The 15,186-nt window shown below is 55.2% G+C and carries 15 protein-coding genes; 10 read left to right on the top strand and 5 right to left on the bottom strand.

The genetic code is table 11. The features are described from left to right. Nucleotides 1-72 precede the first annotated feature (72 nt). The 7 genes from WA429_RS19280 (at nt 73) to WA429_RS19250 (ending at nt 7,445) form a co-directional block, all read left to right on the top strand. Entirely contained in the window at nt 73-546 is a 474-nt protein-coding gene (locus WA429_RS19280) for an Lrp/AsnC ligand binding domain-containing protein (protein ID WP_068518581.1), read from the top strand. Between the two features lie 124 nt (nt 547-670). Beyond that, nucleotides 671-1,282, top strand: a complete 612-nt coding sequence (locus WA429_RS19275) for a 2-hydroxychromene-2-carboxylate isomerase (protein ID WP_068518582.1) — start codon at nt 671-673, stop codon at nt 1,280-1,282. Nucleotides 1,283-1,575: 293 nt separating this feature from the next. Continuing rightward, nucleotides 1,576-3,186 carry a carboxyl transferase domain-containing protein gene (locus WA429_RS19270; RefSeq protein WP_287466543.1) on the top strand — a complete coding sequence of 537 codons (1,611 nt, stop codon included), beginning with the start codon at nt 1,576-1,578 and terminating at the stop codon, nt 3,184-3,186. A 7-nt stretch (nt 3,187-3,193) separates the two neighbouring features. Continuing rightward, the gene (locus WA429_RS19265) at nt 3,194-4,006 is read left to right on the top strand and encodes an enoyl-CoA hydratase/isomerase family protein (RefSeq protein WP_287466542.1); all 813 of its coding nucleotides are present in this window, start codon (nt 3,194-3,196) and stop codon (nt 4,004-4,006) included. Next, nucleotides 4,006-6,009, top strand: coding sequence for an acetyl/propionyl/methylcrotonyl-CoA carboxylase subunit alpha (locus WA429_RS19260; protein ID WP_287466541.1), 2,004 nt, complete (start codon nt 4,006-4,008; stop codon nt 6,007-6,009). Before WA429_RS19265 ends, WA429_RS19260 begins: the two co-directional genes overlap by 1 nt. Next, nucleotides 6,009-6,938, top strand: a complete 930-nt coding sequence (locus tag WA429_RS19255) for a hydroxymethylglutaryl-CoA lyase (RefSeq protein WP_287466540.1) — start codon at nt 6,009-6,011, stop codon at nt 6,936-6,938. The genes WA429_RS19260 and WA429_RS19255 overlap by 1 nt, the downstream gene beginning before the upstream one ends. 3 nt (nt 6,939-6,941) lie before the next feature. Continuing rightward, entirely contained in the window at nt 6,942-7,445 is a 504-nt protein-coding gene (locus WA429_RS19250; RefSeq protein ID WP_287466539.1) for a GNAT family N-acetyltransferase, read from the top strand. Here WA429_RS19250 and WA429_RS19245 read toward each other — a convergent pair. The 4 genes from WA429_RS19245 to WA429_RS19230 all read right to left on the bottom strand — a co-directional run bounded on the left by WA429_RS19245 (nt 7,442) and on the right by WA429_RS19230 (nt 11,852). Beyond that, nucleotides 7,442-9,112: a methyl-accepting chemotaxis protein gene (locus WA429_RS19245; protein WP_287466538.1), complete on the bottom strand. Its 1,671-nt coding sequence runs from the start codon at nt 9,110-9,112 to the stop codon at nt 7,442-7,444. The genes WA429_RS19250 and WA429_RS19245 overlap by 4 nt on opposite strands. A 265-nt stretch (nt 9,113-9,377) precedes the next feature. After that, entirely contained in the window at nt 9,378-9,905 is a 528-nt protein-coding gene (locus tag WA429_RS19240; RefSeq protein WP_068518589.1) for a DUF934 domain-containing protein, read from the bottom strand. Then, nucleotides 9,892-11,547 carry a nitrite/sulfite reductase gene (locus WA429_RS19235; RefSeq protein ID WP_287466537.1) on the bottom strand — a complete coding sequence of 552 codons (1,656 nt, stop codon included), beginning with the start codon at nt 11,545-11,547 and terminating at the stop codon, nt 9,892-9,894. The genes WA429_RS19240 and WA429_RS19235 overlap by 14 nt, the downstream gene beginning before the upstream one ends. Nucleotides 11,548-11,558: 11 nt before the next feature. After that, nucleotides 11,559-11,852: a DUF2849 domain-containing protein gene (locus WA429_RS19230; RefSeq protein ID WP_068518591.1), complete on the bottom strand. Its 294-nt coding sequence runs from the start codon at nt 11,850-11,852 to the stop codon at nt 11,559-11,561. A 228-nt stretch (nt 11,853-12,080) separates the two neighbouring features. Between WA429_RS19230 and WA429_RS19225 the strand changes: the two genes are divergently transcribed. Then, nucleotides 12,081-12,497 (top strand): DUF1489 family protein, encoded by a 417-nt coding sequence (locus tag WA429_RS19225; RefSeq protein ID WP_287466536.1) that lies wholly within the window; start codon nt 12,081-12,083, stop codon nt 12,495-12,497. Between the two features lie 38 nt (nt 12,498-12,535). Here WA429_RS19225 and gcvA read toward each other — a convergent pair whose 3' ends face one another. Then, nucleotides 12,536-13,477: a transcriptional regulator GcvA gene (gene gcvA, locus WA429_RS19220; protein ID WP_068518593.1), complete on the bottom strand. Its 942-nt coding sequence runs from the start codon at nt 13,475-13,477 to the stop codon at nt 12,536-12,538. A 135-nt stretch (nt 13,478-13,612) separates the two neighbouring features. Here gcvA and WA429_RS19215 point away from each other — a divergent pair, with 135 nt between their 5' ends. Then, entirely contained in the window at nt 13,613-13,876 is a 264-nt protein-coding gene (locus WA429_RS19215; RefSeq protein WP_287466535.1) for a DUF1127 domain-containing protein, read from the top strand. A gap of 343 nt (nt 13,877-14,219) precedes the next feature. Beyond that, nucleotides 14,220-15,131, top strand: a complete 912-nt coding sequence (ppk2, locus tag WA429_RS19210) for a polyphosphate kinase 2 (RefSeq protein ID WP_258548222.1) — start codon at nt 14,220-14,222, stop codon at nt 15,129-15,131. Nucleotides 15,132-15,186 lie beyond the last annotated feature (55 nt).

Raw genomic sequence — 15,186 nt, 5'->3', positions numbered from 1 at the left:
TTCCGTAAAATACGATATATCATCCAAACAATTCGCCTTTGCGCAGTCACAAACACTGGTAAGACATTCGATATGCAGAAGAACCAAAAGAGTCTCGACAAGATCGACAAGCAGATCCTGCGTGAACTTCAAAATGACGGACGCATGTCCAATGTCGAGCTGTCCCGTCGCGTCAATCTTAGCCCGACGCCGTGTCTTGAACGCGTGCGCCGCCTTGAACAGCACGGGTTTATCACCGGCTATATGGCAACACTTGACCCGCGCAAGCTGAACCAGTCGCTGGTTGTGTTCGTCGAAATCACCCTGGACCGCACAACCCCGGATGTTTTTGATGTCTTTGCCGCAGCCATCCGCAAGCTGCCGGAAATCGAGGAATGCCACATGGTGGCGGGCGGATTTGATTATCTTGCCAAACTTCGGGTTGAAGACATGTATGCCTATCGCGAGTTCCTTGAACGGCTATCCTCGGTTCAGGGCGTCAGCCAGACTCATACATATGTCGTGATGGAAGAAGTAAAAGTCCGCCCGGGCATCACGATCCCCTGATCTGCTGTTTTTTGGTTGCTTTGCAATAGCTTAATGCCGCACTATCGAATAAAGACAAACAGGATGAAAACCTGTTTGGGTTGGTTATTGCCCAAAACAAAGCAAACAGATCAGGTGCAGGAATATGTCCGAAGTCAGCTTCTATTTCGATTTCTCCTCACCCTATGGTTACCTCGCTGCCGAGCGGATGGAAGAATTCGAATCGCGGGTTGGCGTTACGGTCATCTGGCGCCCCTTCATGATCGGTGCTGCGTTTAAGCAAACCGGGCAAAGTCCGCTTCTGAGCCAGCCGATTCGTGGCAAATATTTCCGCCATGACATGGAACGCTGTGCACGCCTGCAAGGCACACCGTTCAACATTCCGCAAAACTTCCCCTATTCCGCGCTCGTACCGACGCGTGCGTTTTATTGGCTTGAATCACGCTCACCATCACTGGCGCGCCGCTTTGCCAAGGATATCTATCGCGGCTATTTCGCCGACGGGCTTGATATGGCCAATCCGGAAAATGTCTTTGCGGCAGCCACCCGCCATTCAATTAATCCCGGTGAAATGCGCCAGGCCGTCGAATCGCCGCGCTGGAAACAGCGCACCCGCGAAATAACCGACGAAGCCATCGCCATGGGGGCGTTCGGATCCCCGTTCTTCTTCTATGAGGACGAGCCGTTCTTCGGGAACGATCGCCTCGATCAGCTTGAACAGTGGATTTCACTGCGCCGAAGCACGAGCGACAGTTAATTCAGCCCACCCGAATTTCCCGATTTAAAATTGGCCCCGTCACCACTGGATTTTGCAAAATCCGGGGCAACATTGATATGGCGGACCAAACTTCATCATTGCAGCGCAACGTAATGACAAACCAAAAACCCGCAGAAAACTGCGGATAACCGATGCGCGCATTGTATATATACAATTCCGGTACTAAAATACCGATTTAATATTGACGCTTACGTAAACTTACCCCATAACAACCTCATGAACGCCAACCCATCGGGCGACGGATTGCCCATAACAAACGGTGCAGACGGACAATGACGGTACTGAAATCTGCGGTGAATTCCCGCTCGGAAGAATTCCGCAACAATGCCGAACACATGGAAAAACTGGTGGCCGACCTGCGTGAACAGATCGCCGCAGTCAAACTTGGCGGCGGGGAACGCGCGCGCGAACGTCATACCAGCCGCGGAAAGCTTTTGCCGCGTGAGCGTATTCGCCAGCTTCTTGATATCGGATCGCCATTTCTTGAACTTTCCCAACTTGCCGCACATGGCATGTATGGGGACGAGGATGTGCCGGCTGCCGGCATCATTACCGGCATTGGCCGGGTGTCGGGTGTTGAATGCGTCATTGTCGCCAACGATGCGACGGTCAAGGGGGGCTCCTATTACCCGATGACCGTCAAAAAGCACCTTCGCGCCCAGGAAATCGCACTCGAAAACAATCTGCCCTGCATCTATCTGGTCGATAGCGGCGGTGCCAACCTGCCCCGTCAGGATGATGTATTCCCGGATCGCGACCATTTCGGACGCATCTTCTTTAACCAGGCCACCATGTCCTCCAAGGGCATCCCGCAGATCGCCGTTGTCATGGGGTCCTGCACGGCGGGCGGTGCCTATGTCCCGGCCATGTCCGATGAAAGCATCATCGTTCGCAAACAGGGCACAATTTTCCTGGGTGGTCCGCCGCTGGTAAAGGCCGCGACCGGCGAAGTCGTTTCGGCCGAAGACCTTGGCGGTGCAGACGTTCATTGCAAAACATCGGGTGTTACCGACCATTATGCACAGGATGACAATCACGCGCTGTCGATTGCGCGCGACATTGTCAAAAACCTGAACTGGACAAAGAACCCCGGCCTGACCCTGACCGAGCCGCGCGCGCCGGCCTACGACCCGCGCGAAATTTATGGCGTGGTGCCGACCGACACCAAGAAACCCTATGACGTGCGCGAAATCATTGCCCGTATCGTGGACAGTTCGGAATTTGATGAATTCAAGGCCCAGTACGGCACCACCCTTGTGACCGGCTTTGCCCGTATCTTTGGCTATCCGGTCGGCATCATTGCCAATAACGGCATCCTGTTTTCCGAAAGCGCCCTTAAGGGTGCGCATTTCATCGAACTGTGTGCACAGCGCGGCATTCCGCTGGTGTTCCTGCAAAACATCACCGGCTTTATGATCGGCCGCAAATATGAAAGCGGCGGCATTGCCAAGGATGGGGCAAAGCTTGTGACCGCGGTTGCCACCGCCAATGTGCCGAAATTCACCGTCCTGATCGGTGGATCGTTCGGGGCTGGCAACTATGGCATGTGCGGGCGCGCCTATAGCCCGCGTTTCCTGTGGATGTGGCCAAATGCCCGCATCTCGGTGATGGGCGGCGAACAGGCGGCAAATGTTCTGACCCAAATTCGTGCCGATGCCGCCGAAAAGCGCGGTGAAACCTGGCCCGAAGCAGAACAGGAAGCCTTCAAGGCCCCGATCCGCGACCAATACGAAGAACAGGGCCACCCCTATTACGCGTCGGCGCGTCTGTGGGATGATGGCGTGATTGATCCGGCTGATACCCGCATGGTTCTTGGCCTTGGCCTGTCGGCCGCCCTTAACAAACCGGTCGAAGAAACCCGGTTTGGCGTCTTCAGAATGTGAGGCCGTCATGACCAATGTAAACAGCAATAACATGACTGATGCCGCCATCTGCGAAATTGCGCCAAACGGTGTCGCAACCATCACGTTGAACCGCCCGGACATACACAATGCGTTTGATGATGTTCTGATCGCGGATCTGACCGGCAAAATCGAAGCCCTTGATGCCGATCCGCTTGTCCGCGTCATCATTCTGACTGGGGCTGGCAAAAGCTTTTCGGCGGGTGCGGACCTGAACTGGATGAAGCGCATGGCGGGATATAGCCACGGCGAAAACCTTGCCGATTCACGGGCACTTGCCAAACTGATGAAGGTTTTGAACTTTGCGTCAAAACCAACCATCGCGCTGGTCAACGGGGCTGCCTTTGGCGGCGGGGTTGGCCTTGCCGCGTGCTGTGACATCGTGATTGCATCTGATCGGGCAAGTTTCTGCCTGTCCGAGGTCAAGCTTGGCCTGATCCCGGCGGTTATTTCACCCTATGTGGTCGAGGCCATCGGGGTTAATCAGGCCCGCCGTTATTTCCTGAGTGCCGAACGGTTCAACGCCGAAACCGCCAAACAGATCGGACTGGTGCATGAAATCGTTGCGGGTGATGAACTGGCTGCGCGCGGTGATGAAATGGCAAATATTCTGCTGGCCAATGGCCCGGCAGCCATGCATGCCGCCAAGGACCTGATCTATGCGGTTGCCAACAAGCCGATTTCGGACGCAGTCATTGACGATACCGCGCACCGCATCGCCGATCAGCGTGCCAGCGATGAAGGCCGCGAAGGTGTGGGTGCCTTTCTCGAAAAACGTCCCGCGAACTGGAGCAAGAAATAATGCCGCGTAAATTACTGATCGCCAACCGCGGTGAAATTGCCTGCCGCGTGATCAAGACCGCCCGTCGCATGGGTATTGCAACCGTTGCCGTTTATTCCGACGCGGACGCCAATGCGTTGCATGTCAAACATGCTGACGAGGCCTATCACATCGGCGCGCCGGCCCCAAAGGACAGCTATCTGCGCACCGACCGTCTGCTTGAAGTCATTGCGCAATCAGGTGCCGATGCGGTTCATCCGGGCTATGGGTTCCTGTCGGAAAATGCCGGTTTTGCTGACGCGCTTGAAAAAGCCGGTTGTGTCTTTGTCGGACCACCGGCAAGTGCGATCCGGGCGATGGGCTCCAAATCCGAAGCCAAGAAAATCATGGACAAGGCCGGTGTGCCGCTTGTCCCCGGCTATCACGGTGAAGATCAGGACCCCGACCTTTTGGCCGCCGAGGCCGACAAAATCGGTTATCCGGTTCTGATCAAGGCATCGGCCGGTGGTGGCGGCAAGGGCATGCGCGCCGTTGAAAAGGCATCCGACTTCAAGGACGCCCTGATCAGTTGCAAACGCGAAGCCGCCAGCAGCTTTGGCGATGACCATTGCCTGATTGAAAAGCTGATTGTCAAACCGCGCCATGTCGAAATTCAGGTCTTTGCCGACAGCCACGGCAACGCGGTTTACCTGTTTGAACGTGACTGTTCGCTTCAGCGTCGCCACCAGAAAGTGATCGAAGAAGCCCCTGCCCCGGGCATGAGCCAGGAACTCCGCGCCCAGATGGGACAGGCCGCCGTCGATGCCGCCAAGGCCATCGGCTATCAGGGGGCCGGTACGGTTGAATTCCTTCTTGATGCGTCGGGCAGTTTCTATTTCATGGAAATGAATACCCGCCTTCAGGTCGAACATCCGGTGACCGAAAAAATCACCGGCGAGGATCTGGTGGAATGGCAGCTTCGCGTTGCTGATGGTGAAAAATTGCCCAAGGCGCAGGAAGAACTGTCGATCAACGGCCATTCGTTCGAAGTTCGCATCTATGCCGAAGACCCGCAGAACGATTTCCTGCCGGCCACCGGCAAGCTTGTGCATATGCGCATGCCGCGTGAAACCGACCATGTGCGCGTCGATACCGGCGTGTATGAAGGTGGCGAAGTTTCGATCCATTATGACCCGATGATCGCCAAGCTGATCACTTGGGATGTCGATCGCAAATCGGCGCTGCGCCGTATGGCATCCGCCCTTGATGATGTTCAGATCGTCGGGGTCACCACCAATACCGGTTTCCTTGGCAATATTGCCCGTCATCCGGCCTTTGAACGCGGCGAAGTCGAAACCGGCTTTATCCCGCATTATCAGGATGACCTGATCCCGGCACCGGCAACACCCGATAACGAGGCCCTGGCATTTACCGCCCTTGATATCCTGTTGACCCGCGATGCAGAGGCCGCAGCACATGCAGCCCAAAGCAACGATCCCTATTCGCCCTGGAACAGCACGGCCGGTTTCCGTCTGAATGACGATAACCACCATGACCTGATCCTGCGTCACGAAGGATCGGACATCGCGGTCAAAGTCCATTACCGCGACAGCGGCTATGTCATCGATATGCCCGATGGTAGCGCTATCATCGCGTCTGCCGATTATGATGAAAACGGCGCGATTGTTGCCAAACTTGATAATGTCCGCAAACGGGCCACGGTCCTGCGCGACGGCAATCGTATGACAATATTCCGCACCGGTCGCGTTGATCGTCTTGATATCTTTGATCCGCTGGCAGCAGCCGGTGGCAACGAAGGTGCCGGTGGCGGTCTGACCGCCCCGATGCCCGGTAAAATCATCGCCGTGATGGCCGAACCCGGCCAGACCGTAACCGCCGGGGACAAGCTTGTCGTCATGGAAGCGATGAAAATGGAACACACCATTTCCGCCCCCGTTTCGGGCACGGTCAAGGAAGTGTTCTTTACCGTCGGCGATCAGGTTGATGATGGCGCCGAACTGATCGCGATTGAGGAGGCCCAGTAATGGCCGCGATTTCCGATCTGCCAAACCAGGTTAAAATCGTTGAAGTCGGTCCGCGTGACGGGCTTCAGAACGAAAAGACGATGGTTGCGACCGCCACCAAGGTGGAATTGATCAACCGGCTGAATGATGCCGGACTATCCGTGATCGAGGCCACCGCCTTTGTCAGCCCGAAATGGGTGCCGCAAATGGCCGATGCGTCCGAGGTCATGGCACAGATCACCCGCAAGCATGGCGTGACCTATCCGGTGCTGGCCCCGAACCTTAAGGGGCTGGAAGCCGCCATCGCCAGCGGCGCGACCGAGGTTGCGGTGTTTGGCGCGGCATCGGAAAGTTTCTCGCAAAAGAATATCAATTGTTCGATTGCCGAAAGCCTCGATCGTTTTCGCCCGGTAACGGATGCCGCCCGCGCGGCCGGCCTTGCCGTCCGCGGCTATGTGTCCTGCGTTTTGGGTTGCCCGTATGAAGGCGATATCGCCCCTGCAAAAGTCGCCGAGGTTTCCAAGGCCCTTTATGACATGGGGTGCTATGAAATCAGTCTGGGCGACACCATTGGAACGGGCACTCCGACCAAGGCACAGGCGATGATTGATGCAGTTGCCAAACATGTCCCGGTCGAAAAACTGGCCGCGCATTTCCATGACACCTATGGTCAGGCACTGGCAAACTTGCTGGCGGTTCTTCAGATGGGCGTTGCCACCATCGACAGTTCGGTTGCGGGTCTTGGCGGCTGCCCCTATGCCAAAGGCGCCAGTGGCAATGTCGCGACCGAGGACGTTGTCTATATGCTGAACGGCCTTGGGATTGAGACCGGTATCGATCTTGAAAAGCTTGCCGAGACAGGAAGCTGGATTTGTGATCAGATAGGAAGATCAAGTGCTTCGAAGGTCAATCTGGCCTTTGCGGCAAAGCGGCAAACTTCCGGGGAATAATGAATGGGCCCGTCAAATTACAGCTTCCGACGGGCCACCCCAAATGATCTGCCACTGATTGGACGCTGGTTGCATGTGCCCGAAGTTATCCGCTGGTGGGGCGACCCGGCCGAACAGATTGAACTGATTTCCGAAGATGTCGAACTGGCCGAAATGGCAACGCTGATTGTGTCATACCGCAACCGGCCCTTTGCCTTTGCCCAGCATTACGATGCCCATCAATGGCCCCAGGCGCATTTTGATCCCCTGCCCGCCCAGACACGCTGTATGGATGCGTTTATCGGAGTGCCTGACATGATGGGATGCGGGCATGGGCAGATGTTTTTGAAAACACTGGCCCGCATGCTGTTTGAACGCGGTGCGCCAATGATCGGCATTGACCCGGATCCCGAAAACGAACGCGCCATCCGGTGTTATGAAACCATCGGTTTCAAGGCCGGGCGGGAATATGAAACGGCGAAGGGCCCCTGTCTTTTGATGACCCTTACGCCGTCTGATCTAGCCTAGGCTGCCCGTACAGAATTCAGGAACTGCTCGACCTTGCTGCGCAGGTTTTCAGACTCCTTGGACAATTCTGCTGCGGCGCTGAGAACCTGCTCGGCCGCGGTACCGGTTGAATCGGCTGCTTCATTCACGCTGACAATATTGGTGGTGACTTCGGATGTCCCGACCGATGCTTCCTGCACGTTTCGGGTGATCTCAAGAGTCGCCGCCCCCTGTTGTTCGACCGCACTTGCAATTGCTGCTGAAATTTCGCTGATCTCGGCAATCGTCGTCGAGATCGAGGCAATCGCATTCACCGCACCATTGGTTTCATTCTGAATGCCGGTGATCTGGGCTGTGATATCCTCGGTCGCGCGCGATGTAGCGGTCGCAAGGTTTTTGACCTCTGCGGCGACAACGGCAAAACCCTTGCCCGCATCGCCGGCACGGGCGGCCTCGATCGTGGCGTTCAGGGCCAGAAGATTGGTCTGTTCCGCGATGTCGCTGATCAGACCGACAACATCGCCGATCTTCTGGGCGGCTTCGGCAAGACCGCGGACCTGTGCGTTGGTTTTTTCCGCATCCTCGACCGCGCGATGGGCCACCGCCGTGGACTGATTGACCTGCTGATTGATTTCAGCAATCGACGCGCTGAGTTCTTCGGTGGCACTGGCCACGGTCTGAACATTGGTTGATGCCTGTTCGGCAGCCGCGGCAACAATACCCGACTGGCGACTGGTTTCTTCGGCCGTGCTGCTCATGCCGGTTGCGGTTGCCTGCATTTCGGTCGCAGCCGACGCCAGCGTTTTCAGAACCACCGAGATATCCGCATCAAAGCCGGTGGTCAATTCACTGATTTTCCGGGCACGCTGTTCGCGGACCTTGACGGCCTCGGCCTCCTGGGCGGCCAGTTCATCCGCCCGGATCATGTTCTGTTTAAAGACCAGAACCGCCTTGGACATATTGCCGATTTCGTCGCTGCGATCCTGACCGGGAATTTCAACCTGCTTGTTGCCACCGGCAAGATCATTCATCGCATCGGTGATCTTGCGGATCGGACCGGAGATGCCCGCACCGATGAACCATGCCGCTGCAATCCCGAGTATGATGGCAAATCCCGAAAGGACTTCGCTGATGATGACCGACTGTTCGGCGGCCGCAGTTGCACGCGGTCCGATTTCATCCTGTTCGGCTTTGACATCAAGTTTCAGTTCTTCAAGTTCCTTGGCGACAATCGGACCAATACGGTCAAGGGTATTGGTCACGATATCTGCGCGCGCCGGATCGCCTGCCGGCAATGCCACCAGCCTGTCAAACGCTTCGGAATAGATTTCAAGGTTCTCGCCCGCCAGACGCGCATCTTCCTTGCGGTCGTCTTCTGTCAAAAGCGCCGCCAACTCATCATTGAGTGCGGAAGTCGCGGCAAGGCGGTCCTTGACCCGCTGGGCGGACTGGGCATTTCCGGTCAGCAGGTAATCTTTTACAGCAACCCGTGCTTCGAGAAGGTTGGCCTGCACACGGCCGGCCTGGTTGGATTGCAATGCGACCTGTCGATAGCGCACAAAATCATCCCCCACACTGCCAATCGACAGCACCCCGATCATGGAGACGCCCGCCAAAAGGACAAGGATGGCCCCAAAGCCACCAAACACCTTTGCCGATATTTTCAGATTGTTAAATGCCGCGATCATGAAGCGCTCCTATCGCCAAGTCGCCCGACATAGACTGGGCTTATTTAAATATAAGAAAAGCAAAGGCTTGCGTCGGATTTTGTGTGAACAATGTCACATATTACAGGTTGTATCCGCATGGCAAGCTGCAATCGAACAAATGATCCGGCCACCTAACCAACAGACATAAAAGAACAAAAAGAAAGGGCACCCGATCGGGTGCCCTTGTGCCAGAACCACACGGCCCTGTCTGTTCGGTATGATTATCAGGCCACAGGGCCCGAAATCATGATGCTTTCTGATCCAGCGCAGCGCGACGGCGTTCGCGCAGGGACTGGGCCGTGACGCGACCGTCACCGGTCGGCTGATAATAGACCGTCATTTCCTTCAATGCGGCGCGAACCTTGGTCAAGGCGGTTTCGCCATCGACATTCAGTTCATAGGAATCAAAGCCGCAACGATGCATATAAAGGATCTGGTCACGCAGGACGTCGCCAATGGCGCGCAATTCGCCCTTGAACCCCATCCGTTCGCGCAGAACGCGGCCGTATGAATAGCCGCGACCGTCGGTATAGGCCGGGAAATTGACCGTAATGATCGACAGGCGGTCAAGATCATCCGCCAGATCTTCGGGCGCGTCACCGGGATTGAGCTGTACGCCCAAACCACCATTGCGCCCCAGAAGGCTGTCGCGTTCTTCCTTGAACCGTGCCAGCGGCACGATCAGGTTTTCATCGCTGGATGGCAGATCGCCTTCGGCATCAACGGTGATCCATTCCTGTTCGATCACGCTGTCATTCTTAACGATCGCCATAAAGCACCTCCTTGAACGGGTCCATGCCGACACGACGATAGGTGTCGATGAAACGTTCGCCGCTTTCGCGGATTTCGATATATTTGGTCACCAGACTTTCGATGGCATCGACAACCTCGGCCTCGGAGAAACCGGCACCGGCGATCTTGCCGATCGATGCATCCTGGCTGGCATCGCCGCCCAGGGTGATCTGATAGAATTCCTTGCCGCGCTTATCGAGACCAAGAATACCGATATGGCCGACATGGTGATGCCCGCAGGCATTGATGCAGCCGGAAATCTTGATCTTGAGTTCGCCAATGTCATGCTGGCGTTCCAGATCACCGAAACGTTCTGAAATGCGCTGCGACAGCGGGATCGAACGTGCGGTTGCCAGCGCGCAATAATCAAGCCCCGGGCAGGAAATGATATCGGTGACATAACCAAGGTTTGCCGTCCCCAGACCCGCCGCATCAAGGGAGGTCCAAAGGGCAAACAGATCGGCCTTTTTCACATGCGGCAGAACAAGGTTCTGTTCATGGGTCACACGGACATCGCCAAAGCTGTATTTTTCCGAAAGATCGGCAACCAGTTCCATCTGGCTATCGGTTGCATCGCCTGGAATGCCGCCAATCGGTTTGAGCGACACGTTGGCAATGGCATAGCCCGGCTGCTTGTGTGCGACCACGTTCGAACGCACCCAGTTGAAGAAGCCGCGATTTTCCGCCTTGTGGCGTTCAAAATCGGCATCGTCATCAGACAGGTCTTCGAATGCAGGCGGTGCGAATTGCGCAATGTAATGTGCAATTTCTTCATCGCCGACACGCAGGGAACCGTCCTTGATCTGTTCCCATTCTTCTTCGACAAGACGGCGGACTTCCTCGACACCAAGTTCATGAACCAGGATCTTGATACGGGCCTTGTACTTGTTATCGCGACGGCCAAAACGGTTATAAACACGCAGGATGGCCTCAAGATACGAAAACAGGTCATTCTTGCCGATGAAGTCACGGACGGTTTTGCCAACAAATGGCGTACGGCCAAGACCACCACCAACGATGACTTCAAAGCCGGTTTCACCTGCGTCGTTCTGATGCATGCGAAGGCCGATATCATGCACCTTGACCGCCGCACGGTCATTGGGAGAACCGGTCACTGCGATTTTGAACTTGCGCGGCAAGTAGGTGAATTCCGGGTGGAATGTCGACCACTGGCGGATCAGTTCGCAATAGGGACGCGGATCTTCGATTTCATCGGCCGCGGCACCGGCATACTGGTCGGTCGTGGTATTACGAATGCAGTTGCCAGACGTCTGGATGGCATGCATCTCGACATTGGCAAGATCAAGCAATGCGTCGGGAATTTCATCAAGCTTCGGCCAGTTATACTGGATATTCTGGCGCGTGGTGAAATGACCATAGCCCTTGTCATATTTGCGGGCAATCATGCCAAGCTGACGCAGCTGATCAGCGCGCAGCGTGCCATAGGGAATGGCAACGCGCAGCATATAGGCGTGCAACTGAAGATACACACCATTCATCAAACGCAGCGGACGGAACTGTTCTTCGGTAATGTCACCGGCCAGACGGCGTTTTACCTGTTCGCGGAACTGCTCGGTGCGTTCCTGAACAAGCTGGCGGTCAAAATCGTCGTAACGATACATCGGGTCTCTCCTTATACCGCCTGATAGCCAAGGTCTTCACGGACACTCGGGCCTTTGGTGCGCAGAACTTCGCGGTATTTTGTCGGAACCAGTCCACCGTCCTGCTGTTCGACATCAATCAGATACGGCCCGACGATAACCACGTCGAGTTCGGGGGCGCTTGCTTCGGCAAGCATCGCCTCGGCGGCATCTTTTCCGTCGGCAACGCGGGCGTCATTGATGTTTTCGCTCCAACCGCCTTGTGCGGTCAAAAACACCACCAACCCATCACCAAGACGGTTTGCCGTGACAACTTGCAGGGACATTCGGTTCTCTCAGCCTGTAAATCTCTCGGGTTTGGCCCATTGATCGGACCTTTTCTGCACAAGAATTTGTCTGATTAATCAAAATTGGTCAAGTTTTTTTGTGAAATAGACTTAAATACACTAATTTATGTGTTTTATTAATCCGTCCTTGACCCCTGATCGTAGGGGTTCTAGGTCAGAACGCGGAACATATCCCTGCGACAAAACGCCCCAAAAGAAGATCACGAAATGCCACTGCATATCATCAAACTCAGCGTCGGCACGGAAACCCCGGAAGGACTGCGGGAATGGCAGACATGGTTTCTGGAAAACTATGGCCGGATTTTCCACACCACGCGCATGACGCCCAAACGCCGCGACGAGATTCTGGATGGTGGTTCGATCTATTGGGTGATCAAAGGGGCCATTCGCTGTCGCCAGCGCGTCATTGATCTTGAAGAATTCGTCAATGAAGAAGGCACCAAATATTGCCGTATCGTTCTTGATCCCGAACTGATCGAAACCCGCCCCTATCCGCATCGTGCCTTTCAGGGATGGCGTTACCTGACCGAAGACAAATGCCCGCCCGATGACAAACAGGGCGGCGGTACTGAAACGCTGCCCGATGACATGGCCGATGAGTTACGCGATCTTGGCTTGATCTGATCCAGGAACCGGCCGGGGCAAATGCCCCGACGGCCTGATCAATCGGGTGCCATCGCACCATCTTCGTCAATTTCACGCAACGTCTGGGCAACCTCGCCCTTTAGCCAGTTCACAAACGCCTGCACCCGCGGCCGTCTGAGATGTTCTTCCGGGTAAACCAGGTAATAGGCCCCGTTTGACGCCACGGTTTGCGGAAAGGGCCGCACCAGGTTCCCGGCCTTGAGATCAAGGGCGGCAAGACTGGTGCGCGCCATGCCAAGCCCCTGCCCCATCAGGGCCGCCTGAATGACCATATCACCGGAATTGAATCGCAAACCGCGACTGACATCGACGCCGCTGACACCGACACCATCAAGCCAGAATTCCCAGTCCGCTGCATGGGGATGATCCATGATCGCAGTTGCATCATGAAGCAACTGGTGACCGGCAATATCCCTGGGCGTGTTCAGGGCCGGGCTGTTTGCCAGATATGCCGGACTGCACACCGGAAATGATTCGTCACGCATCAGCATTTCGCAATTCAGGTTGGGATATTTGCCACTGCCGAACCGCACGGCAAGATCGATCCCCTCGGTACGCAGATCAACCATGCGGTCATCTGCATGAATGCGCACATCAATGTCGGGATAGGCTTCCCGAAAATATCCCAGACGCGGCACCAGCCATTTAACCGCAAAGCTTTGCAGAACACTGACGGTGACAACACCGGCCTCCTCGACCAGCATCAGACGTTCTATTTCATCCGATATGCGGGAAAACCCCGCAGTGGTCGCATGGGCAAGCTGCGCCCCCTCCTCGGTCAGGTAAATCTGGCGCGGGAGCCGATGAAACAGCTTGAACCCAAGGTATTCTTCGAGCTGACGCACCTGCTGACTGATCGCCCCCTGGGTAACGAAAAGTTCCTCGGCCGCCTTGGTGAAACTCAGATGTCGGGCGGCGGCATCAAAGGCGCGCAAGGATTGCAGGGGTGGCAGCCGCATCGGGTTTCTCCCATTATGGATTAGATCAACTAATCCAATTGATCAGAAATAGTCGTTTATCGATCGTCAATCATAGCCACAATATGGGTTTCACAGCAAACATTGCATTAGCAATATTAACCCATGGAGAAGATCATGGCTTACACGGCTTGCCCTGCTCCGACATCCCAGGAGCCACAACAAACCGCCCGGCACACGTTTTCGACCATCACCATCACACGGCGTTTGCACCACATCCCGGGCCTGATCAACACATTGGCAGATCGTTATGCGCGTTTCGTTGCCATTCGTCGTCAACGCCGGACACTTTTGTCCCTGACGGATGCGCAACTCCTTGATATCGGCCTGACACGTGCCGATGCCGAAGAAGAATACCGGCGCTCTTTCAATCTGCTTTGATCACATCTGATCATTAAGGAACCTGTTTTGGTGCCGCCCCCACGGCTTTCAAAGCCAAAACAGGCTCCCCCTTCGCGTCACCTGCACAACTTGCAATCCGCCTGCCCGACCGATCCCCTATCGGTCGGGCATTTTCATCATCGGGTCGAATTGATCCAGTTCATTGCAAATGATTGATTAATCTCGCACTGTTTCCAACATACCCTTCATACAGTGTGAAAGTTTGACAATGAATGCGGGCAAAAAATCATCCGGAAAGAAAAAGAACGGCACGTCTGAACTGCTGACAAAGGCCACACGCCGCACAGGCAAGAGCCGGTCGGCAGCCAACAGGTCATCGGCGTTGTCACAACTTGATACCGAGACCAAGGACAGGTTCTTGCTGGATTCCGAAAACATGACCATGGACCGTCTGGATGACCAGCCATCGGATCGTAACGGGATCGCCAATGCCATCGCCGATGATTTACCGCCTGACATCAATCCCGATCCCGCGGCACGGGCAAAAAAGATGCGCGGGAAGCAATATCTTGAACTGATCGCGCCGCTTCATATCGAACTTTTGAAATTGCAAAACTGGATCAAGGCCGAAAATCTGAAATCACTGATCATTTTTGAAGGCCGCGATGCTGCGGGCAAAGGCGGCACCATCAAACGGTTTACCGAACATCTTAATCCGCGTGGTGCACGGATTGTTGCCTTGGGCAAACCCAATGATCGCGAACTGACCCAGTGGTATTTCCAGCGTTACATCGAACATCTGCCAAGCGGCGGTGAAATCGCGCTGTTTGACCGATCCTGGTATAACCGCGCCATGGTCGAACGGGTCATGGGCTTTTGCAGCATGTTCGAAGTCAGTGAATTTCTGCAATCGGTTCCCGAACTCGAAAGAATGCTGATCCGGTCAAACATCCACATGACCAAGTTCTATTTCTCGGTCAGTAAAAAGGAACAGGCAAGACGCTTTCAACAGCGCAAGAATGATCCGCTCAAACAATGGAAACTCAGCCCGGTCGATCTGGCATCCCAAAACCTTTGGGACTCCTATACCGAAGCCAAACGCGACATGTTTTTCCATACGTCAACCACCGACAGCCCATGGGTCATTGTTAAGTCCGATGACAAGAAACGCGCGCGCATCAACGCCATGCGTTTTTATCTGTCGCAGTTTGATTATCCCGGGAAACGGCCGGAAATTCTGATTTATGACCGCCGCATCATCCACAGCGTCGCCGAAGAACTCGACGAAGACTAACCCCGTAAAATGACGCTGGTCTTCCAGATCGTGAAAACATTGTCGTGGTGACATT

It is taken from the genome of Thalassospira sp. CH_XMU1420-2 (assembly GCF_037029325.1).
In the GTDB taxonomy this organism is placed as follows: Bacteria; Pseudomonadota; Alphaproteobacteria; order Rhodospirillales; family Thalassospiraceae; genus Thalassospira; species Thalassospira povalilytica.
The sequence above is the reverse complement of the archived record's forward strand: the minus strand, read 5'-3'. Positions and strand labels throughout refer to the sequence as shown.

Excerpts from the sequence above, each read along its gene's own strand:
- WA429_RS19280 (WP_068518581.1), top strand. The coding sequence starts at position 73 with ATGCAGAAGAACCAAAAGAGTCTCGACAAGATCGACAAGCAGATCCTG.
- gcvA (WP_068518593.1), bottom strand. The coding sequence starts at position 13,477 with ATGCGGCTGCCACCCCTGCAATCCTTGCGCGCCTTTGATGCCGCCGCC.
- WA429_RS19275 (WP_068518582.1), top strand. The coding sequence starts at position 671 with ATGTCCGAAGTCAGCTTCTATTTCGATTTCTCCTCACCCTATGGTTAC.
- WA429_RS19215 (WP_287466535.1), top strand. The coding sequence starts at position 13,613 with ATGGCTTACACGGCTTGCCCTGCTCCGACATCCCAGGAGCCACAACAA.
- WA429_RS19225 (WP_287466536.1), top strand. The coding sequence starts at position 12,081 with ATGCCACTGCATATCATCAAACTCAGCGTCGGCACGGAAACCCCGGAA.
- WA429_RS19255 (WP_287466540.1), top strand. The coding sequence starts at position 6,009 with ATGGCCGCGATTTCCGATCTGCCAAACCAGGTTAAAATCGTTGAAGTC.
- WA429_RS19270 (WP_287466543.1), top strand. The coding sequence starts at position 1,576 with ATGACGGTACTGAAATCTGCGGTGAATTCCCGCTCGGAAGAATTCCGC.
- WA429_RS19230 (WP_068518591.1), bottom strand. The coding sequence starts at position 11,852 with ATGTCCCTGCAAGTTGTCACGGCAAACCGTCTTGGTGATGGGTTGGTG.
- WA429_RS19235 (WP_287466537.1), bottom strand. The coding sequence starts at position 11,547 with ATGTATCGTTACGACGATTTTGACCGCCAGCTTGTTCAGGAACGCACC.
- WA429_RS19245 (WP_287466538.1), bottom strand. The coding sequence starts at position 9,112 with ATGATCGCGGCATTTAACAATCTGAAAATATCGGCAAAGGTGTTTGGT.
- WA429_RS19265 (WP_287466542.1), top strand. The coding sequence starts at position 3,194 with ATGACCAATGTAAACAGCAATAACATGACTGATGCCGCCATCTGCGAA.
- WA429_RS19260 (WP_287466541.1), top strand. The coding sequence starts at position 4,006 with ATGCCGCGTAAATTACTGATCGCCAACCGCGGTGAAATTGCCTGCCGC.
- WA429_RS19250 (WP_287466539.1), top strand. The coding sequence starts at position 6,942 with ATGGGCCCGTCAAATTACAGCTTCCGACGGGCCACCCCAAATGATCTG.
- WA429_RS19240 (WP_068518589.1), bottom strand. The coding sequence starts at position 9,905 with ATGGCGATCGTTAAGAATGACAGCGTGATCGAACAGGAATGGATCACC.